At 65.0% G+C, this 24214-nt stretch carries 21 protein-coding genes; 5 read left to right on the forward strand and 16 right to left on the reverse strand.

The annotated features are described in order from the left end of the window. Positions 1 to 18: 18 nt before the first annotated feature. The 5 genes from E7V67_014885 to E7V67_014905 all read right to left on the reverse strand — a co-directional run bounded on the left by E7V67_014885 (position 19) and on the right by E7V67_014905 (position 7014). Complete coding sequence (locus E7V67_014885) at positions 19 to 1161, reverse strand: NAD/NADP octopine/nopaline dehydrogenase family protein (protein WUR11005.1); 1143 nt, start codon at positions 1159 to 1161, stop codon at positions 19 to 21. Continuing rightward, positions 1158 to 2195: a cysteine synthase family protein gene (locus E7V67_014890; GenBank protein WUR11006.1), complete on the reverse strand. Its 1038-nt coding sequence runs from the start codon at positions 2193 to 2195 to the stop codon at positions 1158 to 1160. Before E7V67_014890 ends, E7V67_014885 begins: the two co-directional genes overlap by 4 nt. Before the next feature lie 14 nt (positions 2196 to 2209). After that, positions 2210 to 3574, reverse strand: a complete 1365-nt coding sequence (locus tag E7V67_014895) for a Y4yA family PLP-dependent enzyme (GenBank protein ID WUR11007.1) — start codon at positions 3572 to 3574, stop codon at positions 2210 to 2212. Positions 3575 to 3591: 17 nt separating this feature from the next. Continuing rightward, complete coding sequence (locus E7V67_014900; protein ID WUR11008.1) at positions 3592 to 5709, reverse strand: TonB-dependent siderophore receptor; 2118 nt, start codon at positions 5707 to 5709, stop codon at positions 3592 to 3594. A 168-nt stretch (positions 5710 to 5877) separates the two neighbouring features. After that, complete coding sequence (locus E7V67_014905) at positions 5878 to 7014, reverse strand: cellulase family glycosylhydrolase (GenBank protein WUR11009.1); 1137 nt, start codon at positions 7012 to 7014, stop codon at positions 5878 to 5880. Positions 7015 to 7195: 181 nt separating this feature from the next. Here E7V67_014905 and E7V67_014910 point away from each other — a divergent pair, with 181 nt between their 5' ends. Then, positions 7196 to 8029 (forward strand): MipA/OmpV family protein, encoded by an 834-nt coding sequence (locus E7V67_014910; protein ID WUR11010.1) that lies wholly within the window; start codon positions 7196 to 7198, stop codon positions 8027 to 8029. Here the strand turns inward: E7V67_014910 and E7V67_014915 are convergent, their stop codons facing one another. From E7V67_014915 to E7V67_014945, 7 genes are all read right to left on the reverse strand, one after another. After that, complete coding sequence (locus E7V67_014915) at positions 8030 to 8458, reverse strand: tetratricopeptide repeat protein (protein WUR11011.1); 429 nt, start codon at positions 8456 to 8458, stop codon at positions 8030 to 8032. Continuing rightward, entirely contained in the window at positions 8455 to 9147 is a 693-nt protein-coding gene (locus E7V67_014920) for an SMI1/KNR4 family protein (protein ID WUR11012.1), read from the reverse strand. Before E7V67_014920 ends, E7V67_014915 begins: the two co-directional genes overlap by 4 nt. A gap of 9 nt (positions 9148 to 9156) precedes the next feature. Next, the gene (locus E7V67_014925; GenBank protein ID WUR11013.1) at positions 9157 to 9753 is read right to left on the reverse strand and encodes a pentapeptide repeat-containing protein; all 597 of its coding nucleotides are present in this window, start codon (positions 9751 to 9753) and stop codon (positions 9157 to 9159) included. A gap of 21 nt (positions 9754 to 9774) precedes the next feature. Further along, a complete protein-coding gene (locus E7V67_014930; protein ID WUR11014.1) occupies positions 9775 to 10371 on the reverse strand; it encodes a hypothetical protein in 597 nt (198 codons plus the stop codon). Positions 10372 to 10513: 142 nt separating this feature from the next. Further along, positions 10514 to 10987, reverse strand: a complete 474-nt coding sequence (locus E7V67_014935) for a hypothetical protein (GenBank protein WUR11015.1) — start codon at positions 10985 to 10987, stop codon at positions 10514 to 10516. Then, entirely contained in the window at positions 10987 to 12246 is a 1260-nt protein-coding gene (locus E7V67_014940; protein WUR11016.1) for a PAAR domain-containing protein, read from the reverse strand. The genes E7V67_014935 and E7V67_014940 overlap by 1 nt, the downstream gene beginning before the upstream one ends. Positions 12247 to 12419: 173 nt before the next feature. Beyond that, on the reverse strand, positions 12420 to 12674 hold the full coding sequence (locus E7V67_014945) for a hypothetical protein (GenBank protein ID WUR11017.1): 255 nt from the start codon (positions 12672 to 12674) through the stop codon (positions 12420 to 12422). A gap of 151 nt (positions 12675 to 12825) precedes the next feature. On the opposite strand from E7V67_014945, the gene E7V67_014950 reads away from it, so the two are divergent. Next, a complete protein-coding gene (locus tag E7V67_014950) occupies positions 12826 to 13131 on the forward strand; it encodes a hypothetical protein (GenBank protein WUR11018.1) in 306 nt (101 codons plus the stop codon). A 162-nt stretch (positions 13132 to 13293) separates the two neighbouring features. Here the strand turns inward: E7V67_014950 and E7V67_014955 are convergent, their stop codons facing one another. Genes E7V67_014955 through tssI form a run of 4 tightly spaced genes read right to left on the reverse strand, consistent with a single transcriptional unit; the run spans position 13294 to position 18473 of the window. Beyond that, complete coding sequence (locus E7V67_014955; GenBank protein WUR11019.1) at positions 13294 to 13863, reverse strand: hypothetical protein; 570 nt, start codon at positions 13861 to 13863, stop codon at positions 13294 to 13296. After that, a complete protein-coding gene (locus E7V67_014960; protein WUR11020.1) occupies positions 13860 to 15026 on the reverse strand; it encodes a PAAR domain-containing protein in 1167 nt (388 codons plus the stop codon). Before E7V67_014960 ends, E7V67_014955 begins: the two co-directional genes overlap by 4 nt. A gap of 49 nt (positions 15027 to 15075) precedes the next feature. Next, the gene (locus E7V67_014965) at positions 15076 to 15921 is read right to left on the reverse strand and encodes a DcrB-related protein (protein ID WUR11021.1); all 846 of its coding nucleotides are present in this window, start codon (positions 15919 to 15921) and stop codon (positions 15076 to 15078) included. Positions 15922 to 15947: 26 nt separating this feature from the next. Next, positions 15948 to 18473, reverse strand: coding sequence for a type VI secretion system tip protein TssI/VgrG (gene tssI, locus E7V67_014970; protein WUR11022.1), 2526 nt, complete (start codon positions 18471 to 18473; stop codon positions 15948 to 15950). Positions 18474 to 18669: 196 nt separating this feature from the next. Here tssI and E7V67_014975 point away from each other — a divergent pair, with 196 nt between their 5' ends. From E7V67_014975 to E7V67_014985, 3 genes are all read left to right on the forward strand, one after another. Continuing rightward, positions 18670 to 23103, forward strand: coding sequence for an RHS repeat-associated core domain-containing protein (locus E7V67_014975; protein ID WUR11023.1), 4434 nt, complete (start codon positions 18670 to 18672; stop codon positions 23101 to 23103). A 42-nt stretch (positions 23104 to 23145) separates the two neighbouring features. Further along, positions 23146 to 23535 carry a hypothetical protein gene (locus E7V67_014980; protein ID WUR11024.1) on the forward strand — a complete coding sequence of 130 codons (390 nt, stop codon included), beginning with the start codon at positions 23146 to 23148 and terminating at the stop codon, positions 23533 to 23535. Positions 23536 to 23989: 454 nt separating this feature from the next. Then, positions 23990 to 24187, forward strand: a complete 198-nt coding sequence (locus E7V67_014985) for a DUF6531 domain-containing protein (protein ID WUR11025.1) — start codon at positions 23990 to 23992, stop codon at positions 24185 to 24187. Positions 24188 to 24214 lie beyond the last annotated feature (27 nt).

Genomic DNA, 24214 nt, shown 5'->3' on the forward strand with positions numbered 1-24214 from the left:
GATGTTCATAGTGTCAGCTCAGGCAGGCCAGGTGGCGGGGAAGTAGTCCAGCGCGCAATCGCGCAGGCCACCCATGTACTCGACGTTCCAGCGGAAGATTTCCTCGATGTGCGGCAGCGGCACCTGCAGGCGCCGTCCCATCTCGACCAGCAGCGCCAGGCCGTACGCCACGTCTTCGTGGAAGGCACGGCTGCTGCGGTCGATGCGATAGCCGTCCGCTTCGCGCACCAGCGGCGCGACAATGGCGTCGTAGGCACGGTTGGTGCGCAGTACGGAGAGCATCGTGCCGCTGTCGGCGATCTGGTCGCCGTAGGCATCGACGATCTCCTGCTTCAGCGGCAGCACGGAGCCCAGGTCGACGCCCAGGCGCCGCTCGACGGCGCGGCACAGCGCCTGGCTTTCCTCGTCGCTGCGCTCGAGGAAATAGGCGGACAGCTCGGCGCAATCGGTCCACCAGCACAGCGGCTTCTCGAACGGCCGCTCGTGCCACTGGCCGTACGGCCCGATCAAGCCGTACACGACGGAAGGATGCATGATCGGATTGCCCGGTGTCAGCGTGATCTCCAGGTAGTGCGCCAGCAGCTCGACCGGCGCCGTGTACAGCCGCCGCAGGTGGCCCAGCAGCGCCTGCCGTGCCTCGTCGCTTTCGCGCTGGTGCGCGCCCACGTACAGTGTGCTCTTGGCGCCGCCCATCCGCACCGACACGCCAGGCGCCAGGTCGAAAGCAGTATGCGGCACGTCCTTCATGCCCCAGATGACGGCGTTGGGCCGCTGCGCCAGCGCCTGTTCGGCCAGCCAGTCGAAACCGCAGAAGCCGGGAATGGCGCCCACGTACACCGGCTTGTCGGCCGGCAGGTGCGGTGCCAGCTCGCGCAGCAGCGCCGGGCGCGCGTGCGCCGGCACGGTGACGATGACGACGTCGGCGTCGCGTGCGGCCTGCGCCGGCTGGTTCGTCACCAGGTCGGGCGTGCCGCTCAGCTGGCCGCCGTCCGGCAGCAGCGCGACCAGCGCGGCGTCCGGACTGCCCAGCCGCTCCACCACGTCGGCGCGGCTGGTCAGCATGGCCACGCGCACGCCCGGCTGCTGTTTGTACAGCACGGCGTTCAGGTGGCCCGTGCGGCCGCCGCCGCAAATCAAGACGTTCAGGTCCCCCATGCTCATACCACGCTCAGCCGCGGCATCGCCGGCTCCGCCGCCTGTTCCTGGCCCAGCCAGATATCGAGCTGGACGCCGATGGACGGATCGAGCAGGCCCCGTTCGGCCAGCCAGCTTTCCGAGAACACCGTGTGCAGGTATTTTTCGCCGCCGTCGGCCACCGCCGCGATCACGTTGCCGCCGATGACGCCGCGGTGGATGTATTCCAGCGCCTTGTAGATCACGCCGCCGGTGGAGCCGCCGACCAGCAGGCCGGTGTGGCGCGCCACGTAGCGCGCCGTCTCGAACGCCTGCGCGTCCGTCACCTGCACGCCCAGGTCGATGCAGCTGTAGTCCAGCACCAGGCCGACCGTGTCGCCGGCCGGGGTGCCGGTGCCGGACTGGTAATAGGGATGGCCGGGCTGGCCGAACACGATCGAGCCGTCCGGTTCGACGGCCAGCACGGTGGCCTTGGGGTTGTGCAGTTTCAGGCCGCGCGCGATGCCCGTCATCGAGCCGCCGGTGCCGACGCAGCCGACATAGGCGTCGATCTGGCCGCCCACCTGGTCGATCACCTCACGCACGAAGTCGAAGTAGCCGCCCGCGTTGGCGATATTGTCCGACTGGTTCATGAAGATCGCGCCCGGGATCTTGCCGGCCAGTTCGGCGGCCAGGCGCTGGCGTTCCACCACCGCCACCTCGTCCTCGCGGAACGTGCCCTCCACGTAGCGCACCTCGGCGCCCAGGGCGCGCAGCACGGCGATCTTGTCCTGCGCCGCGTGGTGGTCCACCACCGCGATGAAGCGCAGGCCGAATTCGATGGCGGTGATGGCCAGCCCGATGGCCGTGTTGCCGGACGAGGACTCGACGATCACGCCGCCCGGCTTCAGGCGGCCCGACTTGAGCGCGGCGATGACCATGTTGCGCGCCATCCGGTCCTTGATGCTGCCGCCTGGGTTGTTCTTTTCGATTTTAAGAAGAAGCCTGGCATGTTTCGCTGGGACGGGGAGACACAGGATCGGGGTATTGCCGATCAGGTCGGTCACTTTGCTCAAGATCATTGCGGCGATCCTTTCTAGTCGGGTGAAAACTCCATGGCGCCGCGCGCGTTGACATGCACCACGATCCGGCGCGGCATCGGATGGCGGTGGAATTCGTTTTCGAGCAGGTCCATCTGGTAGCCGGCCGTGTTGGCGTACACCAGCAGGTCGCCGGGCGCGGGGCGCCGGTCGAAGTCGAGGATGCGGTTGGTGATGACGTCGTCGTCCAGGCAGCTGTGGCCGGCGATGTAGGCTGCAAACTGCGCGGCACAAGGAGCGCCGTCCGCCGCACGCTCCGGATCGGCCGGCAGCAGGACCGGATCGACCAGGAACTCGGAACCGAACCAGGTCTCGCAGGCGCTGAAGCCGCTGCCTTCGACGAAGACGACGTGCTTGCCGTCGGCCAGCGCCTTCACCTGCGTGACGCGGAACGCCGTCACGGCGGCCTGGTCCACCAGGCTGCGGCCCGGTTCCAGCGCCAGCGCCAGCCGCTCTCCGTTCAGGTACTGCGCCACCGTCCGGCCGTCGCCGATCGGCGCCGCCAGCACGTTGTGGAGCCAGGTGGCCGCGTCGATGCGGCCACCGTACGGGTAGTACGACGTCGGCACGCGGCCGGTACGGTAGTCGGCCGGCTCCTGCGCCGGCAGGAATTCGTCATAGGCGTCGCCATCCACGTAGCGCACCGGCAGGCCGCCGCCGATGTCGAGCATGCGCGGCGGCAGGTCCAGTTCGCGCGCCGCCGCCACGCTGGCGGCCAGCTCGCGGATGGCCTGCACGCGCGTTTCCCAGGCGTAGCCGCCCAGGTGGCAGTGGAAGCCTTCGAACGTGACGGCACCGCGCAGGGCCGCCAGGCGTTGCAGGCAGTGCTGGAGCGCCGTTGCGTCCATGCCGAAGCGGCTGTTGCGGTTGGACTCCGGCCGGTAGCGCAGCAGTACACGGGCAAGGGCACGGGCACGCGCCGGTGCCGCCAGCGCCGCTTCCAGCGCGGCGAGTTCCTCGCACGAATCGACCGAGATCAGCGCGCCGCACGCCAGCAGCTCGGCATGGAAGACGCGCGTCTTGGCCGGGCCGGTGGCGACCACGCGGGCCGGGTCCACGCCGGCGCGCAGCGCGTCGCGCAGTTCGTACACGCTGGAGACGTCCACGCCGGCATCGGCCTGCACCGCCGCGCGCACCAGCGCTTGCGACTTGTTGACCTTGGCGCCGTAGAAGATTTCGTGGCGCACGTCGTGCGCGCGCAGCACGGCGCGCAGCGCGTCGACGTTCTGGCGCAGGATGTGGGGCCAGACCACGTTCAGCGGTGAACCGTGCTGCTCGACCAGGGCTACCAGCTGGCGTGGCTCGGCATGCAGCAACGCCGCCACGGCCTGGTCCAGCAGCGCTACCAGGGGCTTTTGCATGACGCTTCCTTTCGGGGTCAGAGATCGATGGTGGCCGACAGCAGCAAGGTGCGCGGGGCGCCCTGCACGAAGGCGCCGTACGAGGCCACGCCGGACCAGTAGTCGCGGTTGGCGACGTTGGTCACGCTGGCGCGCAAGGTGGTGTCGCGCCCGGCGATCCGGGTCTGGTAGCGCGCGCCCAGGTCGAGGCGCGTCCAGGCCGGGATGCTGGCGGTGTTGGCCTGGTTGACGTATTGCCTGTCCGTGTAGGACACGCTGCCCGTCAAGGTCAGGCCGGCGAGCGGCGCGTCCCACTCCGCGCCCAGGTTGGCCTGCGACGAAGGCACGCCCACCGGCGTCTTGCCCAGGGTGGCGGCGCTGTTGGTCCGGGTCAGTTCGGCGTCCAGGAAGGTCGCGCCGCCCGTCAGGCGCAGGCCCGGCATGGCCTGGCCGAACACGGCCAGCTCGATGCCCTGGTTGCGCTGCTCGCCGTCGACGGCGTAGACATTGCCGGTCAGTTGGCCGCTCGGCTTCTCGATGCGGAAGGCGCTCAGCGTGGCCGCCAGGGTGCCGCGCTCGAACTTCATGCCGACCTCGTTCTGGCGCGATTTGTACGGCGCGAAGATCTCGCCGGCATTGGCCGCGGTCGGTGGTGCCGTGTCGCCCTTGGAGAGACCCTCGATGCGGTTGGCGTACAGCGCGAGCTGGCGCCATGGCTTGAACGCGACGCCGATCATCGGCGTGGTGGCGCGGCGGTCGTATTGCGCCGTGGTGGCGCCGCTGGCATTGAAGTTGTCCGCCTCGACCCGCTGGCGGCGCACACCCAGCGTGACCAGCAGGCGCTCGTCCAGCATCGTCATGGTGTCGGCCAACGCAACGCCGGACAGGTGGGTTTCCGATACCTTCGGCACCTGGGCCGGCGCCGGCACGTCCTGCGCCGGGCCGGCAAGCGGCATGTACAGGTTCGACAGCACCGGCCGCCCGCCGACGGCGGCGCGATCGAGCTGGTCGCGATAGCGGCTGGCCTGCAGGGTGACGGCATGGCGTACGCCGGCCGTGTCGAACGCGGCGCGCAAGCCGCCATCCAGCGTGGCGCGCTCCGCGTCGAGGCGGAACTGGTCGGGCGTGACGCGGGTGTCGCCCGCCGCGTTCAGGATCGTCGGCGTGCCGAACAGGCGCGCCACGTGGGTGCGGGCGCCGCCCGTGTTGGCGAACACGGTCAGCGCATCGGTGATGTCGTATTCGGCGCGCAGCAGCAGCGAACGGTCCTCGATCTTGGCCCACTCCCATTCCTGCGTGACGTTGCGTTTGCCATCCGGGGCGGGCGGGACCGCCACGCCGGCGGCGACCAGGAACGGGCGCGACGGCGCATCGAAGCGCTCCGTCTGCGCCAGCGCGTCCAGCGTCACGCGCAGCCGCTCGCCCTGGTAGTCGAGCGCCAGCGCGCCCACGTCGGCGCGGCGGTACTGCTGGTCGAGCTGCGTGTCGCCCTGCTGGCGCCGGCCGTTGACGCGCACGCCGAACTCGCGCTTGGCGCCGAAGCGGCGGCCGATGTCGATGTGGGCGCCCAGCTGCGAGTCGCCCGCATAGTCGAGGGTCAGCCGCGTCAGGTCATTGGTCTGGGCGCGCTTGGGCACGATGTTGACGACGCCGCCGATGCCGCTGTTGGGCGACATGCCGTACAACAGCGCGGCCGGCCCCTTGATCACCTCGACCCGCTCGGCGTAGTCGGCGAACACGCGGTAGTTGGGCGCCACGCCGTACTGGCCGTCCAGCGCGATCTCGCCCACGTTGCCCTCGCCGATGGCGAAGCCGCGGATGAAGAAGGCATCGAGGATGCCGCCGCCCTGCCCCGTGGCGCGCACGGCCGGGTCGCGCGCCAGCACGTCGGCCACGCTGACGGCCTGCTGGTCGGCGATGGCCTGCGCCGTGTAGCTGCTGACGTTGAACGGGGTGGACATCACGTCCATATTGCCCAGCATGCCCAGGCGCGCCTTGCGCGCCACTTGGCCGCCGGCGAAGCTGTCATTGCGCTCGGCGCTGACGACAATTTGGGGAATTGCCCCTTCGACCGCGGCGCTGTCGTCGGCATGGGCATAGGGGATGGCGCCTGCGCTCAGCAGGGCAAGGACGAGTGGAGCAAGTTTTGGACGCATTGAAATTTTTTGGTAATGAGAATCATTTGTATTTGGATGTTAGCATAAGATCAAAGGCTGGCAATAGGCCTGCAGACTTTGACAGGTAAGTGAAAAAACCGGTGACAGTCACCGGTTTTGCGGCGGGCGCGGGTAGAAGCGGCGACTGTTGGCGTTTTTCGGGGCCGGTCAGTAGATCGAGGCGCGCTTGGCCGTGTTGGCGATGCCGTACTGGCCGTACCAGACGAGATTGCCCCAACTCGTGGTGCCGGACCAGCCGGAGAGCAGGTCGAGCCAGGCGTTGGGGCCGTCGTTGCCGGCCGTCGACCAGGCCACGGTGCCGACGCCGAACTGCTGGGCCCATTCCATCAGCCGGGCCGCATCCACGCGGGAGTTCAGGTTGTTGGCGCCGTTGTTGTAGTTGTAGCCGAACTCGCCGATCAGGAGCGGCAGCTGGCCGTTGCGGTAGTTGACGATCGTGTTGTAGATGTCGTCCGGATTGTTGAACGTGCTGTACATGTGCACCGAGAACAGCAGGTTGTGGCGCGGGTCGTGCTCCAGCAGGTCCTGGCCGTACCACAGGCCGCCGTTCGGATTGCCGCCGTAATCCGGGTTGTCGATCACGAGGGTGGTCGTCAGGCCCGTGTTGCGGATCGTCGTGATCGGCCGCTTGTAGTCGTCGCGCCATTGCAGCGGCGTCTTGCCGGCATCGCCCCACTCGTTGGCGATATTGATCATGGTGCTGCGCTCGTGCTTCCTGAGCACCGCCACCACGTCCGCGCGGGCCCAGTAATCGGCCATCGCCTGCAGCCTGGCCGCGTCGTTGCTGCCGGTGCCGTCGTGCAGCTCGACGATGGACACCATCTTGTGGGACTCGATGGCGGACAGGATCTGGTCCAGGCGCGCCGGGCTGCCGTTCATCGTCCATACCACGCGTATCAGGTTGGTCTTGCGCGCGGCCAGGTTGCCCAGCACGTTGTAGGACTGCGTGTCGAACCACGCGTGCGGGTTGTTGACGCCGCGCGCGACGAAGGCGTTGCCGTTGGCGTCCTTGACGACGTTGCCGGCCACGCGGAAGCCCTTGAAGACGACGCGGCACGACATGCCGCCCTCCCAACCCCAGCCGTCGCCGTCGGGGTCGGACGCGGCATTCGCGCAGTCCGGCGCCGCCGGCGCGACCTTGCAGGACTGGTTGTTTTCCCAGCCCCAGCCATCGCCGTCCGGGTCCGACGCGGCGCTGGCGCACGTGGGCACCGCCAGCGCCTGCCCGGCCACCGACAGCAGCAGCGCGGTCGCCGCCAGCCAGCCATAGATTCGTCCTGTCATGTCTTGTCTCCTGTGGTTTGTGGAGCTGCGGATTATAGGAACGGAGCAGGCCCGCGGCGTTACCGGACCCGCACGGGACGCGCAGTTTAGCGCGGGCGGCGCTAAACGGCCGTGCCGTGCCGCGCTTTTACAGCCGGCCGCGTTACCATGACCACCTCGACATGATTGGAAGACCAAGCCGATGGGACGCTCATTCGCCTTGTACCTTGCTTGCTGTGCGTGGCTGGCCGCGATCGCCACACCGGTGTCGGCCGCGCAGCCCGCGCTGCCGCTGTGGGAAGCCGGCATCGTCGCCGGTGCCGCCTCGACGCCGGCCTACCCGGGCGCCGACGACCGCTCCACTCGCGCCCTGGCGCTGCCGCTGGTGATCTACCGCGGCAAGGTGCTGCGCGCCGACCGCTCCGGCATCAACGCCCGGCTGTTCGACAGCGACCGCGTGGAACTCGACGTGGGCTTCGCCGCGTCGCTGCCGGCGCGCTCGCGCGACGTCGCGCTGCGCGACGGCATGCCGGACCTGCGCTCGCTGGTGGAATTCGGGCCGCGCCTGAAGGTGCTGCTGGCGGCGCCGGACGCCGTCAGCCGCGTGCGGCTCGAACTGCCGCTGCGTGCGCCGTTCGAGCTGGGGCACGGCTTCCGCCGCCACGGCTTCGTGTTCGAGCCGCGCATCGTCTACGAGACCGGCAGCGATGCCGGCACCTGGCAGGCCGCGGCCAGCGTGGGGGCCATCGCCGGCAATGCACGTCTGCACGCCTACTTTTATGACGTGGCGCCGCAATACGCGACACCCTGGCGCCCGGCTTACCGGGCCCACGGCGGCCTGCTCGCGACACGCGTGGGGCTGAACCTCTCGCGCCGGCTGGCGCCGGACTGGCGCGTGTTCGGCTTGGTGCGCTACGACCACCTCGGCCAGGCGGCCAACCGAGACAGCCCGCTGCTGCGCCGTGACGGCGGCTGGTCGGCCGGCGTGGGCGTCACGTGGACCCTGTACCGATCGGCGGCGCGGGCCTGGGACTGACTACAGCGCGATGCGCGTTTGCAGGAAAGCGAGATATTTGGGGTCGTCTTCCATGAAGATGTCGACGCCGCCGCCCATGTAGGCGCGCGTGAGCTCGTCGGCGGCCCGCTCGAGGTCGCCCCGTTCCAGGCAGAGCTGCCCCAGGCGCAGGTGGATGTAGGGATTACCGACGCCATGCGGGCACTGCACGGCGTCATGGAAGCACTTGAGCGCCTTGTCGTGGTCGCGCAGCTTGAGGTGCGCGTCGCCCAGCGCGACATGGATCCAGGTGGCGGCCTCCCAGTGGCGACGCTCGCCGGGCAGCAGTTGCAGCGCCGCCAGGTAGCAGCCCTTGGCCGCCTCCAGCTGGCCGGCCGCCGCGAGCGCATCGCCGTCCTGGCATGCGGTGACGATGCGCTCGTGCAGCGCCTCGGGCAGCGTGTCGCTCATGGCTGCCGCCGATCCGCTTCGTCGACGAACAAGCCTACCCAGGCATCCAGCGTTGCCATGAAATCGACGGCTTCGGGTTCGGCCGGCTGCTCGTGCCACCAGATCATGCCGCTGGCCGGCGTCACGCCATCCTCGGCCACGTGCAGGCAGAGATAGTCGCCGGCGCCGTTGTGGAAGACCGCCAGCACTCTGGCGGGATCGACGGGCATGCGGCGCGCGGTGTCGGCGTCGATGTCGAAGCGGTCGTCGGACAGGAACGCCCAGTCCGCGACCGGCAGTGGGCCCATCGAATTGGAGGGGACGAAGGTCCAGCCGTCGTGCAGGTCCAGGTAGAACCGGCGCAGGGTCTCGGGAAGCTGGGGCCAGAGCGCCGCGAAACGTGGGGGTGGGCCGGCCAATGGTGGACGGCCGTGGTAGAAGCATGGGTCGCCGTTCACGGTGTAGGCGTACGTCAGGGAATCCGCTGCGCCTCCCGGCACGAGAGATACACCATGCACCGCCGACGACAGAAATGCCAGAATCCGCGGGGTCTCGTTGACGAGGTCGAGCCACGCCCGTGGCAGTCCGCTGGGCAGGGGCTGCCAACCGGGCGGCACTGCGGCATCGGCGCACGACACCAGCGGCTCGCCGTCCAAGCCCTGCACGTTCCATGCCGTACTTGCGCAGCGCTGGTCGGGTGGCGATGGCATCGTGTCGCTTCAGTCGAGAATCAGCATGCTCGGGATGGGCTGGAGCAGGTCACGGAGCTCGTCCAGCGTGATACCGGCCTTGCGTGCCAGCCGCGCCGCGTCACCGGCGATGGCGACGCATTCGGAGTCGTTGTCCGTATAGATGTCGAGGATGACGCCAACCTTTACGGGCCATTTGCGGCTCAGAACGAAATCGCGCGCCAAGATAGGATGGGTCAACGTGAAGCCCGGCCATTTTGGGAACTTGATTGTATCGATATCGCAATGCAGGAAGCGGCAGCCGTCCAGTTTGGCTTCCGAAAAATCGCAATTCGCCACGTGTGGCCGTACTGGGGCATCCCAGTCACCGAAATCGCAGTCGGTGAAACTGCCTCTGAAAGTAACCCCTGAGAAATGCGCTTTCTTGAAGCGCGCCTCGATCAGTGCGCGGTGCTGCTGGGTAAAACCGCCCTCCCTCATATCCAATCCCGCCATCACCAGCGCGGCGCTGGCGCAATCGGAGTACACGTCGCAACGTTCCAGCGTGGCGCCTGGGCCAAGGATATTCACGTCGAGGTTACTGAGCGTTAGTTGCTGGCCCGTCACTACCGTGTCGTGTATTTTCATCAGTGCGGCGCGACAGGTAAATTAGTCGCGTATCCGGATTCCCGGGATGGCGAGCAGCCGCTCACGCAGGTCCTCGATCGCAATGCCATCCCGCTTGGCCATACGGGACGCATCGCCAAGCGATGCGGCACACTCGGGATCCACATCCGTATAGACGTCGAGCGTGATCCGCGTTTTAGCAGGCCATGCATTGCCCATCACAAAGTCCCGGGCCTCGGCAGGGTTGACGATCGCAAAACAGGGCCACTTCGGTAACGTGATCGTTTCGATGTCGCAATTGAGGAACCGGCAATCGTCGAGCACCGCCTCCGTGAAGTCGCAACGTGCGATCAATCCCTTGTCCGTCGAATCCCAGTTGCCGAAGTCACAGCCGATGAACCTTCCCACGAACTTGACGCCGTCAAAGTGTACACGGTCGAACTGGCAGTCCACCAGGTCGCGTTCCTGCTGCACGAAGCGACCGCCGTGCATGCGGACTCCGCTCATGACAAGGGCGTTCTCCTGGCAATCGGAGAAGATCTCGCATTCTTCCAGGATCAGGCCAGGTCCGAGTTGGTTGACCTCTACGTCGCTGAGCCAAATCTGCTCGCCCGAGAGTTTAGCAGAGTGAATTTTCACGTATCTACCGAAAGTGCTTAGGTTTGCTTGCACTTAAACTGACCGACTGACTCAGGTATACCTGTGTACCACCGAAGCGTCTTACGCATGATTTTTGATAACTCAGCTTGTAACCTGGCTTATCCCTTGATCACAGGCCTCATCACGTCCTCTCAACGCGTATCAGATCGTTGTACTCGCCGAACTCAGGTCTCGGAGAATAGTTCGGGGCAGGGTCGAAGGGTGACGTTGCAGTTTCCACCCGGTGAGGGTTGAAGAATTCGTGTCTGATGTGGACGACGCCATCCGTCTTGAAGACATAGTTTGCGCCGCCGCTGACCTTATCAGTCTCGGCTTCGAACTCGCGGTGAGTGGCCATGGAAAGAAACAACCTACCCTGCTCGACTTCTTTAAAAACATAAGTCAAGGATTCACGCAGGGCGTCGTCAAGGAAGCCGACGACGACCGCAGTATCCGCTACCTCGATGAAGCAGTATGGTCGCTCGATGCTGCCGACTAGTGCTGTATATTGCTCTCTGTTCGCATGCGCGGCTTGGGCTTGTTCGACCGACCATACTTCAGTGGGCTTTTTCTTTGCACGAAACCAGCTTTTGCAATAATAGATGTCTTGTCTCATTAGTATATCTTGCCATTAACGTCGCGGATCACGACGCCCGCGCGCTCCGCAGCATCGAGCACAGCCTGAGGAATCGGTCGAACCTGAACCGGAACTTCCAAATAGTGCTGACCTGCCAGTTTCTCCCCCGCCAACTCCCCACTTGACGGCACCTTTGCAATTGTCGCATCGACCGGATATTTAGCCCCAATTTCATTAATATAACCGATTGCAGTTTTTTCCTGGATCTCGGAAAGCTGAGTATATTTTCGAGAAACTATTTCCCCCGCAATCGGATTATAGGAATCAAGCCTAGTATACCCGCTCCCCTTCGGACTATCTATGTAAAGCTCGTTGTAAGGGTATTCGGGCGCGCGCTCTGCGTTGAAATCGTTACCCTCATCAAGACGCCGCAACCATTCCGGCCTGCTGCTCTGCCGTGGCACTTCCGCAGCGAGAACCTCGTTTGGGGTCTCCGGCTTCAGGGAGAATTTTACATTACCGCCATTCATGCCCAGTGTTCCTGGCTCTACTGTAACCTGGATTCGTTGGGCAAAATTCCACGCCCCCGGCGCCGCCTTGGCACCCAGATAGCCGCCCAGGAAGCCGCCGGCAATGGCCGACCACTTCTGCCCGTCCGATCCCTCGCCGAATATCTTGCCGCCTGCCCAGGCACCGCCGTAGCCGCCCGCATACGCGCCGATCAGGCCGCCAACAGCGATCACGGGGCCGGCCAGGATGATCGCCGATCCCACGCCCACCACCAGCAGCGAAGCGTGCACCCAGCCGGGCACCAGGTCCTCCGGATGGATGTCGTCGGTCTGCACGGTCCCGCCGCCGATGTAGACGTTACCGGAGCCCTTCGTGATGACGGCGCTGCAGCCGGTCTTGTCGTCCACCCGCGCCGCCGGCATGCCGTTGATGAAGACCTGGCCGCTGCCGGTGGCGATCGGGATCGGTCCCGGGTGCTTGGTGCACGCCACCATGTCCGCATGGGCCCGGGCCGCCGGTAGGTTGTTGACGAACACATTGGCCGAACCGGCCATCGCGATGGCGCCCGTGACCTCCTTGGCCGCGAAGCTCATCGTGCTCATCGCCTCGCCCAGCCCGGCCCCCATGGCCGCACCCGCCCCGACGACGGCCACGGCGGCAAGTCCGCCCGTGCCCACGATCGCCACGCCAGCCACCGCGATGGCGGCGCCGATGAGCAGCCCCTTCAGGAGCCAGCTCATCGTCGGGCTGTGCCCGATGGGGTCGGTCAGTCGCGCTGCGGCAGGCATCGATACGTCCTCACGGTGCTATCGGAATTGGCTTTCGCACCGCCGGCGCCGGACGAGGTCGGCGGCAGGATGCAAGCGAGCTCATTGTATCGCCGACAACGTTTTTCGTTAAGCGCTAAGTTTGCTTCAGCCAGTACGCGGCGAGCCTGGCGCGGCACGCTTGGCCAGGCCCATCAGCTATGGCCCGCCTTCGTCGGCATCGCCTTGGCCGACCCGATCTCGACAATCCGGACACCGAGCGCCTTCAGCCGTGCGATGACCGCCGCGGCCAATGCGTCGTCGCTGATCGGCAGGTCGAATTCCCTGCCCTCCGCATTGCGATAACAGAGCATTTCGAAGACGGGTGTCCGTTCTATGAAATAGTCGCTGACGCGACCGCCATTCCCAAAGATGAGCTGGTTCACCAACTCGTCCGGCACCTCGCTCATGCTGCCCCCCGTACGGCTTCAACCCGTCAGCGGGGCTGCTGGCACCGGTCCGTTCCACACGTGTGAAGTCTTCGTATTCGCCGAATTCAGGCCTGTTGGCGTAATGCTGCGCGGGGTCAAAGGATGACGTGGCGGCTTCCACTCGATGAGGATGGAACAGTTCGTGCCGGATATGCACGATCCCATCAGTCTTGAAAATATAGTTCGCTCCACCCTTGACTTTATCGGTATCGCCGTCGAACTCGCGATGGGTCGCCATGGAAAGAAAAAGCCCACCTCGCTCCGACTCTTTGAAAACATAGGTCAGATATTCACGCCGCAAGTTGTCGAGAAAACCGACCACCACTGCACTCGCCGCCACTTCGAGAAAGCAACGGGGCCGCTCTGGGCTGCCGATTACGACGCCATAAGGTTGCTTCTTCGAATGAGCCGCACGCGCCTGCTCCTCGGACCATGACTCGGTCGGCTTCCTTTTCGCTCGAAACCAGCTTTTGCAAAAGTAGACGGGGTGCTTCATTACGCATCGCGGCCTATCAAAATTGAAGAATGGGCCTCGTAGTCTTTATCTCGGCAGCTTATTGTTGCGAGGCTCTCGGCGCGTCTCCTCCAAACGTCTGCATCAGCTGTCCCGCCCCCGTTCGATCAGCTCTCGCAGCAAATCGCGGCCGTCGACAATCCAGAACTTCGCGGCGCTCGGGTACAGCTCCTCAGGATAAGTATTGGCGAAATCGGCAAACTCGCCCTCCCAATCGTCGGGGACGTAGCGCTCCAGGCGGGGCCCGTCCTGATAGAAGCCGGCAAACCGCCGATTGTCGAAGTCGACAAACGCGATCGGGAACAGGAACTCGACATCCCACCAGGACTGGGCGCTGTCGAAACGCTCGAGCAGCGAATTGCGCAGGAAGCCTGGATCGATCCGGTGCACGCCCGGGGCATCCAGGAATAATTCGACGGTATCCTGATCGAGGATGGCGATGCCGGCACGTTGCTGGGCCATCGCGCGCAGCTCAGGCATCGCGTGGCCGGCCGCCACGAACTCCTCGCGCCGCTTGTTCCAGTCCAGGATCCAGTTCTCGCGGTCGGACAGCCGATATTGGATTTCGCCCCTGTAACGTATGACCGCCAGCACGTTGTCCGGCTCGAGCATTTCCGGCGTCGCCGGTCCCAATGTTTCTTCTAGATTCGTCATTTCACTTTTCCTGATCCCGGGATGGCATTTTCTTCCAGCCACTTGGCCCACACGGACGGCAGTTCATAGGAGCGTCCCGGCGTGGTCGGGTCCACGATTTTCGGCGCCAAGCCTCCCTGATTTGCCGGATTGCTGCGATAACCCGATTGTGGAATTGCCGTCTCCTGGATAAAACTGTCCAGCCAAGCGGGGATTTTAAACGACACGATCTTGCTGCCGGGTCGCAAGGTCTGGAAATATTCCGCGTGGACCGGATCGCCGATGCTGATGTTCAGCGTCGTGCTTTGGATCGTCGGGTTGCCGTCCGCGTCGATCGAGATGATGTTGCGGCTGGCACGCGGCGGCGTGCCGCCTTGCACGCGGAACACCGTGGCAGGCTCGCCAGGCGCGGGGACGACAGGATCCGCAGCCTTTGGCGGTGGCGGTAACGCGGGTTTGTCGACACTGGCTGGAGGTACACCCGCCTTCGGCGCGCCACCCCGCGCGAACTCCCAAGCCTTGGGTGCGCCTTTCGCTCCGAGGAAACCGCCCAGAAAACTACCCGCAATCGCCGACCACTTCTGCCCATCCGACCCTTCGCCAAAGACCTTCCCACCCACCCAGCTGCCGCCATAGCCGCCGGCGAACGCCCCCACCAATCCGCCCACGGCAATCACCGGCCCGGCCAGGATAATGGCCGAGCCCACGCCCACCACCAGCAGCGCGCCATGCACCCAGCCCGGCACCAGGTCCTCCGGATTGATGGTATCGGTCTGCACGGTGCCGCCGCCGATGTAGACGTTGGCCGAACCCTTGGTGATCACGGCGCTGCAGCCCGTCTTGTCGTCCACCCGCGCGGCCGGCATGCCGTTGATGAAGACCTGGCCGCTGCCGGTGGCGATCGGGATCGGTCCCGGGTGCTTGGAGCACGCCACCATGTCCACATGGGCGCGCGCCGCCGCCAGCGTGTTGACGAAGACGTTGGGCGAGCCGGTGGCCGCGATGGCGCCGGTGACCTCCTTGCCGGCAAAGCTCATCGTGCTCATCGCCTCGCCCAGGCCGGCGCCCATGGCCGCACCGGCGCCGACGACGGCCACGGCGGCAAGTCCGCCGGTACCCACGATCGCCACGCCTGCCACGGCAATGGCCGCGCCGATGAGCAGCCCCTTCAGGAGCCAGCTCATCGTCGGGCTGTGCCCGATGGGGTCGGTCAGTCGTGCCGCTGCCGGCATGTCAGCCCTGCGCGACCTGATCCAGGTGCGCGCGCACTTCCGTCAGGCTGTAGAACGGCACGCTCGACGAGCTGGCCTGGATGTACTGCGCCAGGTGCAGCCGCTCGCCCAGCGTCGGCCCCTGCGATTCGGCCGTGCGCGCCAGGGTCAGGTTCCCGCTCGGCCGCAGCAGCGACAGGCCGCCGCCGCCCTTGGTGACGCTGGCCAGCAGGCGCGTGCCATGCGCGTCATAGAATTCCCAGCGGTCCTGCTCCAGGTCGCGCGCGCCCAGCTTCGCCGCGGCTTCCTCCTTGTTGGCGAACACGTGCAAGGTCTTGCGCGGTTCGGACAGCGCGAAGACCGTCGGCAGGGTCGGCGCCGCCGACACGGCGACCGGCGCTGCCGGCGCCGACGCCAGCGGACGGCGCAGCTTGAAGCTGTCCACGATGGCCTCGAACGCGGCGTTCCATTCGTCGCTGAAGGCGGACAGGCAGGTGGCCGCGATCAGCAGCGCCTCGCGCGTGCCCGGCTTGGCGCCGGCCACCAGCGTGATGACCTGGCGCTGGTGCATGGTGCCCGCTTCGTTGCGCCAGCTGTAGACCAGCTCCAGCGCCGGGGTGCCATCGACCTGGCGCTCCGTCATGGCCTTGAGCTGGAAGCGCGGCAGCGCGCGCGTCAGCTCCATGGCCAGGCGGTCGCCGAATTCCTCCAGCCGTTCTTCCGGCTTCACGTCCGCGTGCGAGATGACGACGTTGAATTCGCTGGGACCGTCGTCGCGCAAGGTGAACATGTGCATCGTCTTGTCCTTCAGTTGCGCGGGCAACTCGAAGGTGGCGTGGTTGGCGTGGTACAGCTGGGTTTCTGGCATAAGATTCTCGCTTGCTACGGTTCCGCTCATTTGTTCAAGTCGATCCGGCTGCTGCCGATCACGGTAACGTTCACGCCCTGGATCAGGATGGTGCCGTCCTGCTGCAGCACGATCTTGCTGCCGCCCACTTCCAGCGTGATGTCCGTGTTGGCCTTCAGGTGGATGTGCTCCGTCTGCGACGTCAGCTCGATGTTCTGCTTGGCGGTCTGGTGCAGGTGGGCGTTCTGCGCCACCAGCTCGATATTGGTCTTGGCGGTCTGGTGGATGTAGTCGTCCTGGGCCGTCAGCTCGATATTGGTCTTCGCGGTCTGGTGGATGTGCGCGTCCTGCGCCGTCATCTCGATATTGGTCTTGGCCGTCTCGTGGATGTGGCCCGTCTGCGCCGTCGTCACGATGTACTGCTTGACCGTGTTGGTCTGGAAGCCGCTGCTGACGGTATTGGTCTGGTGCGGGCCGTTGACCACCGTCGCCTGGGTGTTCTGGACGGTCGTGACCATATCCTTCTGCGAGTGGATATTGATCAGCTCCTTGCCCTTCTGGTCATGGATGACCATCTCGCAGAAGCCGCCACCACCCGGTGTGGAACGGCTCTTGAAGCCCATCATGTGGGCGCCGTCCGGCAGGCCGTACGGCGCCGGCTGGTCGGCATTGAACAGGCGGCCCGTGCAAACCGGGCGGTCCGGATCGCCTTCCAGGTAGTCGATGATCACTTCCTGGCCGATGCGGGGAATCGAGATCGTGCCCCAGCCCTGCCCCGCCCACGGCTGCGACACGCGAATCCAGCACGAGCTGCGCTCGTCGCGGCGGCCGTAGCGGTCCCAGTGGAACTGCACCTTGATGCGGCCGAACTTGTCGGTATGGATTTCGGTGCCCTTCGGCCCCACCACGGTGGCCGTCTGCGGGCCGGGCATGCGCGGCATCGCGTGCACGCGGCGCGGCCGGAACGGGATCTTGCGGCGGATGGCCGTGAAGGTGTTCTGGTAGACGTCGCCCTGGCCGCGCTCGAAGTAGTTGTTGCGCGCGGTGTACTGCACCGACAGCACCAGGAAGTCGTTGTCGCCCTCGCCGGTCGGATCGAACCAGTGATGGCCGGTCAGCTTGAAGGTGTGGCCCGGCACGAGGCCGCGGCAGTCGGAGGCGCCGGAGAACACCTTGGCCTGCCATTCCAGTACCTCGAGCCGCTGGCGCGCTTCGCGCTGGCCGTGCTCCTTGTCCTTGTACGAGAAGGCCGGGTTGCCGTCGTAGATCTCCATCGTCGGCATGTCGCCCTGCTGCGTGACGGTCGGCACCTCCACGTACTGCAGCGTGTTGGGCGACTTGAAGTCGAACGTGTTCAATGCGACCTTGGTCGACTGCAGCTTGCGTTCGGCCGCCAGGGCCGTGATGCTGTCCTGGTCGTGCCAGCGGTTGCCGCCGTTGAACTCGACCTCGGCATGGTCTTCCTGCGGCGGGCAGAACGTGGCCGAGCGCGAGTCGTCGCTGATCACCATCACGTGGCCGTTCGGTTTGTGCTCGAAATAGTAGAACAGGCCGTAGCGTTCCATCAGACGGCAGACGAAGTGCTCGTCCGTCTCGTCGTACTGGACGATGAAGTTCTCCGGCTTGTAAGTCTGGCCGGTGCGCAGCTCGTAGTTGGCCAGGCCGTTGTAATCGGTCTTGAACACCGTATCGAGCACTTCGAGCACGGTCTGGTCCTGGAAGATGCGCGAATTGACGCGCCGCTTCAGGTAGCTGAGCCACGGCACGATCTGGGCGTGGTAGAACGCGAAGCCGCCGTCCGAGTGGCTGAAGCCGAACGAGTGCACGTAGCCGTTGATGAAGTGCTCGCTGCCGTCGGCCAGCTGGACGCTGACGCTGACGTTCTTGCCCATCATGTCCTTCAGGTCGATCTCGGCGTTCTCGGAGATCAGGCTGAGGTTGAAGCCGAAGTGTTCGGAGATCCCGGCGGTGCCGCTCAGCGATTCGATCAGCAGCGTCTTGTTGCCGGAGAGCGGCGAGTAGAAACGCAGCAGGCGGCGGCCGTCGCTGAAGCGCGCCAGCGCGGCCGCGACCATGTCGGCCTGCTGGGCCGGGTCGATGGCGGGCGGCACGAACGGGGCTTCCGCCACGGCGAAATCGCTGACCGCCTGCCCCGCCAGCGGATGCTCGGCGATGACGAGGTGTTCCAGCGCTGCGGGCGCGGCCTCCGCCACCGCCTGCGGCGCATCCTTGACGAGCGCGGCGGCCTGCTGGGCCGGCGCGGCGACCATGTCACTCTTCTGCGCCAGGGCCTGGACCTGGGAAGCGACCTGCAGCGCCTGCCCCAGCTGGGGATTGGCCTGGCCGGCCAGGCCGGTCAGGCCTGTCGCCAGCGCGCCCATGCCGGAGCCTCCCTGCAGGACCGTGGCCGTATCGAGCGCCGTGCTGGCAAGGCCGAGCGCCTTGGCATCGGCGCCGGCCAGCGCCGCCGCGCTGACCGCCAGCTTCCCGGCGGCCGGCAGGGCGGCAGCTGTGGCGTCGGTTTCCGGGACGAGGCCGGACTTGGCCGGGCTATCGAGCGAATCTGAGGACATATTGCGACTCCTGCATCTGTACTTCCGAGCTGACGCGGCCATGCACGGCAGGCGCCGCTCGGAACGGCGCGTGCCGTGCGCACCGGCGCCTGGGACGGGCCGGTGCGCAATATTAGGTTTTTGATAAATCCTGTTTATACTATCAGAAATGCACTGTTCGCTAAACCGGTTCCGTCGACCGGTGGCCCTAATCACCATGCCAGATTCCCGCAACAGCTTCTTCGAGTTCACCCGCTCGCTCGACACGATCCAGCGCCAGTATGCCGAGCTGGGCGCCCAGACCCGCGCCGATATCGCCGAGCGCCTGGAACGCTGGTCGAACCAGGCCGGCGCGTCGCTGGCCGCCGTCGGCCATGCGGCGCTGCAGCTGGACAGCGTACGCTCGGTGCGGGCGGTGCAGGAAGCGCTGGACCGGTCCCGCCCCCGCTTTGCCGCGCTGCTCAAGCAGCAGTTCGAGGGCATCGACTTCACCATGGTGACCCACCTGCTGCACGAGACGATGAAGCAGATGGCGCTATACCTGGGCGGCGGCGCCGTGCTGGGCGCGACGGCCGGTGGCGCCATCGGCGCATTGGCCGGCGGTGTCGGTGCCATTCCCGGTGCCGCCGTGGGCGCGCAGGCAGGCCTGGCCATCGGCACCGAGATCCTGGTCTGGATGGGCCTGGGCATGCTGGTGATGGACATGAGCCGCACCGTGCCCGACCTGTGCAAGCTGTTCGCCGAGGGCTTCGCCACCGCCTGGAGCGCCGGCGAACTGCCGGAGGATGCGCACGGCAAGCACGTCGAGCTGATGTACCGCGCCACCGATTGCTTCGCGCGCGGCGAGCTGCTGCTGGTCAAGGCGATCCTGACGGCGCTGGTGCTGTACCTGTCGCGCGGCCAGGTGTCGAACTCGATGCTGGTGCAGAACCTGTCCAAAAGCCGGCTCGGGCCGCGCTTCGCCGAATGGGTGGGCCAGAACCGCGACAAGCTGCTGCACCATCCGAACCTGCAGCCCAAGGTCGCCAGCGCGCAGGGCGCCGCCGAGGGCGGCGCGCCGAAAACCGTGGCCGCGAAGCCGGAAGCGCCGAAGCCGGCCGAGACCGCGCCCATCAAGCGCGGTGAAGCCAAGCGCGAGCCACCCTGCCTGCTGGTCGGCCAGCCCGTCAATCCGAACACGGGCAGCAAGGTGCTGCTCGGTGAGCAGGAGCTCGATTTCACCTTGCCGGCGCCGCTGCCCATCGTCTGGCAGCGCAGCTACAGTTCCGCGCTGCGCAAGGTCGGCTGGCTGGGCCAGGGCTGGTCGCTGCCGATCGGCGACACACTGCAGGTCAGCGCCGACGAAGTCGTCGTCATGGATGCCTTCGACCGCGAAATCACGTTTTCGCTGCCACGGGTGGGCGAATCGATCCATTCGCCCTCCGAACAGATCACGCTTCATCGCACGGATGAAGGTGCGTTCGAGCTGGTCGACCACAACGGCCTGCGCACGCAATTCACCATCCTGCACGGCGGCGGCATCGCCCGCCTGACGGGCTGGCGGGACGCCAACAGCAACCATATCCGCATCGAATACGACGCCCGCCAGCTGCCGGCCCGCATCGAGGACAGCGCGGGCCACGCCCTGGCGCTGGAGTTCGGCCAGGTGCGCGGCGACGTGCGGCTGCTGTCCGTCACCCTGCTGCCAGCGTCGCCGGAGCAGGCGGCGCGAACGCTGGTGCGCTACGAATACGACGAACAGGGCGACCTGCGCCGCGTGCGCAACCGCGCCGGCGACGTGGTGCGCCAGTTCGCCTATCGCCACCACATCCTGGTCGAGCACGGCCAGCCGGACGGGCTGGTGTCCCGTTACGAATACGATATCGAGGACCCCAGCGGCAAGGTGCTGCGCAACTGGACCAACCTGGGCCAGTGGTGGCAGTTCGAGTACCTGCCGCACGAGACGGTCGTCACCGACCAGCTGGGCCGCATCGAAAAATACCGCTTCGACCTGCGCGGGCGCCTGATCGCGAAGCTGGATGCGGCCGGCGGCGGCACCAGCTACAAGCTCGATGCCAACGGCAACCTGCTGCAATTGAAGGACCCGGCCGGCCGCACGGTGCGCTACCGCTACGACGAGCGCAGCCGCGTGATCCGTGTCGAACGCGGCGACCGGGGCACCGGCATCGTCTACGACGGCCGTTTCGACAAGCCGGCATTGATCACGGATGCCCTGGGCAACACGACCACCTTGCGCTACGACGCCCTGGGCAACCTGACCAGCGTGACGAACGCGCTGGGCCAGCGCACGGCATATCAGTACGACGACCGCGGCCTGCCGGTCAAGGTGACCGACGCGCGCGGCGGCGTCAAGCTGCTGGACTACAACCGCGCCGGCCAGCTGATTTCGTACACGGACTGCTCGGGCAGCACCAGCCATTTCAGCTACGACCCCGAGGGCCGGTTGGTGCGCGCGCTCGACCCGCTCGGCAACGCCAGCACATATACCTACGACGCCCTCGGCCGCCTGCAAGCGGTGACGCACGCGGACGGCAGCACGGAGCGTTACGAATACGACCGGCTGGGCCGCCTCGTCGCCCACATCGACCCGGCCGGCCACCGCACCGCCTACGAGCTCGATCGCGACGGCAAACCGTTGAAACGGATCGACGCGCGCGGCGGCGTGCTGGAATACCGCTACGACACGGCGCGCCGCATCGCCCAGCTGATCAACGAAAACGGCGACGTCCACCGTTTCATCTACGACGAGCTGGATCGCCTGGCCGAGGAAACCGCCTTTGATGCCCGCCTGACGCGGTATCAATACGACGGCAGCGGCCTGCTGGTTGGCAAGGAGGAACTGGGCTGCGCGCCGCGCACCGAGTACACGCCGATCGCCACGACCTACGTGCGCGACAGCCTGGGCCAATTGGTGGAGAAGGAAATCTCGCGCGTGACCGGCATCGCCCAGGCCCAGCAACTGCGGCTGCGCTTTGCCTACGATGCGCTGGGCCGCATGACCCAGGCGATCAATGCCGACGCGACCGTCACGATGGCGTACGACGCTTTGGGGCAGCTGATTTCGGAGCAGACCGAAGCCTCCGGCACGACGTCATCGCTGCGCCACGCCTATGACGAGCTGGGCAACCGTGTGCAGACCACCCTGCCCGATGGGCGCGTATTGAACAATCTCTATTACGGCTCGGGGCACCTGCACCAGATCAACCTGGACGGAGAACTGATCACCGATATCGAACGGGATCGGGCGCACCGGATGGTCAGCCGGACGCAAGGGGCGCTGGTCAGCCAGTTCCAGTACGATCCGGTGGGCCGGCTGTTGTCGCAGACCGCCGTCGCGCCGACCGCCGGCGAAGGCGCTGCGCCCGTTATCGCGCGCAAGTACGAGTACGATGAGGTTGGCAACCTGGTGTCGATCGACGACCAGCGCAATGGCGTGACGCGCTACAGCTACGATCCGATCGGGCGCATCCTGTCGGCGGTGCAGCCGAACCTCACCGAGCGCTTCGCGTTCGACCCGGCGCACAACCTGCTGGACAGCACTGTCGCTTCCGTTGGCCGCGTTGAAGGCAACCGGATCCGGGTCTACGAGGACAAGCGCTATGACTACGACGAGCATGGCAATGTCGTCGAGAAGCTGATCGGCAAGCATACGCGGATGCGGTTCGAGTGGAATGCTGCGCATCAGATGGTCAAGAGTGTCGTGGCGCGGAACTCTTCCGATACTGCGCAGACGGTTCGGTATGCGTATGATCCGTTCGGGCGGCGGATTGCGAAGAAGGATGCGTTTGGGGTTACGCGGTTTGTTTGGGATGGGAACCGGTTGCTTTGTGAGCAGCGGGGGAGTTTGGCGCGGACTTATGTCTATGGCGAGGAAGAGTTTGTACCATTAGCCCGGTTAGATGCGATGCTTGCGACAGACGGTAGGCCCGTTGCTGAAGTGCGTCATCTTCATACAGACCATCTAGGCGTACCTCGTGAGTTAACAGTCACTGATGGGCAAATAGCCTGGGCTGCAGAGTATCGTGCCTGGGGAAACGCCCTTATTGCAATTGATGAGCGGTTAAGTCCTACTTTGCACGATGCAACAGTCGGCTTAGCATCTAGCCAGCCAATTCGGTTCCAAGGACAGTATTGTGATAGCGAGACAGGCCTCCACTACAATCGCTTTCGTTACTACGACTCCGACATTGGAACCTTTGTGTCCACTGATCCTATCGGACTTGCAGGTGGCGCTAATGGATATCGGTACGCACCCAATCCCACTGGCTGGGCTGATCCCCTTGGGCTTGCGCCATGCAATAATGGCGGGAATGCAGTTGAGAACAAGAACACCTCAGCAAAGCTCCCGAGCGCAACCCAAACTATAACGAACCCGCCGCAGGCCCCTGTAATACCACCACACTGGGAGAGCAGGCCAGGTAAAAATGGTGGCGAGATATTCTTCCCGCCTGGAACAAACCCTGCTGCTGGCGAACACATACGAGTGATGCCACCCGGCTCTTCACCTATACCTGGATACGAGCATGGTTATTGGCGTTGGGTGAATAATAATAAACAGCCAATGAACCCTGCCACTGGCAAGCCTGGAAAGGGGCAGGGAGACACGCATGTACCGTTGCCGCCCGATTCGATACCTCCACCGCGAAGGTAGGAAACGTCTAAAATCTCATCGCGATTTTGCGCTTAATATACTATGATAGATAAACTCAGCACTCTGGATTTCAACGCGCTATCTCATTGCTACCTTGAAATGATAAGTTTTGGGCCAGCGACTACGCGATTTGATTTTTCTCGTCCTCAAAAAAGCCCTGGAGATGCTAAATATAATGTGACGTTATGTGTTGAGGGTAAATTAAGCTACGGGGTTGGAGAGAGTAAAGGTCAACGGGTTTTCGATGATCCGGCTACATGCGCTCCTTTGATATCGTTACTTCTCCGTGATGTCACCCGTTTGGCGAAAGTCGGCGACGCGTCGCTTCGCATAGAGTTTTCCGAGGATTGGATTCAGGCAGATGTTGATCCAGACGCTGAGTTTGAATCATATTCGCTTTACTTGAGCTCCGGCGATATTCTTGTTGTTTAAAAAAAACGATTCGAAAGCTACGCTTAAGAAATTTAGCCCCAGGGAAACTGTTCAGGAAATGCGTGCGAGAGTTCGAAAATTTTGACGACTCAAAGCTGGTGATTAGTGAAACTGACTTTGGGGAGGTTTTCTTCTTCGATTATGCTGAGTGCAATGATGGAGAGTGCAGTATTAAAGTTCGTCTTCCTTCGGGTAAGTACCAGCAATACGCTGATGACTACTGTGAATTCATGATTAAGCGAATTGTGGCGCATACCAGTTAAAGTGTAGGTATGTCATTGCGAGGAAGGGTCCGAGGCAATTACTGAGGTTTTACTTCGATAGCGCGCAGGGCGCCGCCGAAGCCGGTCCGGAGAGGGCCGCGCTGGCGAAGGCCGAAGCACCGAAGCCGGTCGAAAAAGGTCCCGTCAAGGAAGGCATAGCGAAACAGCAGCCGCCGTGCAAGGTGATCGGCATGTCCGTCAATCCGAGCGACGGCAGCAAGGTCCTGCTGGGCGAGCTGGACCTGGATTTCACGCTGCCGGCGCCGCTGCCAATCGTTTGGCAACGCAGCTACAGCCCGGCGCAGCGCCGCGCATGCTGGCTGGGCCAAGGCTGGTCCCGAGCAGATTACGCTGGGGCGCACGGAGGAGTCGTCGTTCGAGCTGCTTGACAACAACGGTCTGCGCACCCAATTCGC

Origin of the sequence: [Empedobacter] haloabium, from assembly GCA_008011715.2 — a bacterium.
Taxonomy (GTDB): domain Bacteria; phylum Pseudomonadota; class Gammaproteobacteria; order Burkholderiales; family Burkholderiaceae_D; genus Rugamonas; species Rugamonas haloabia.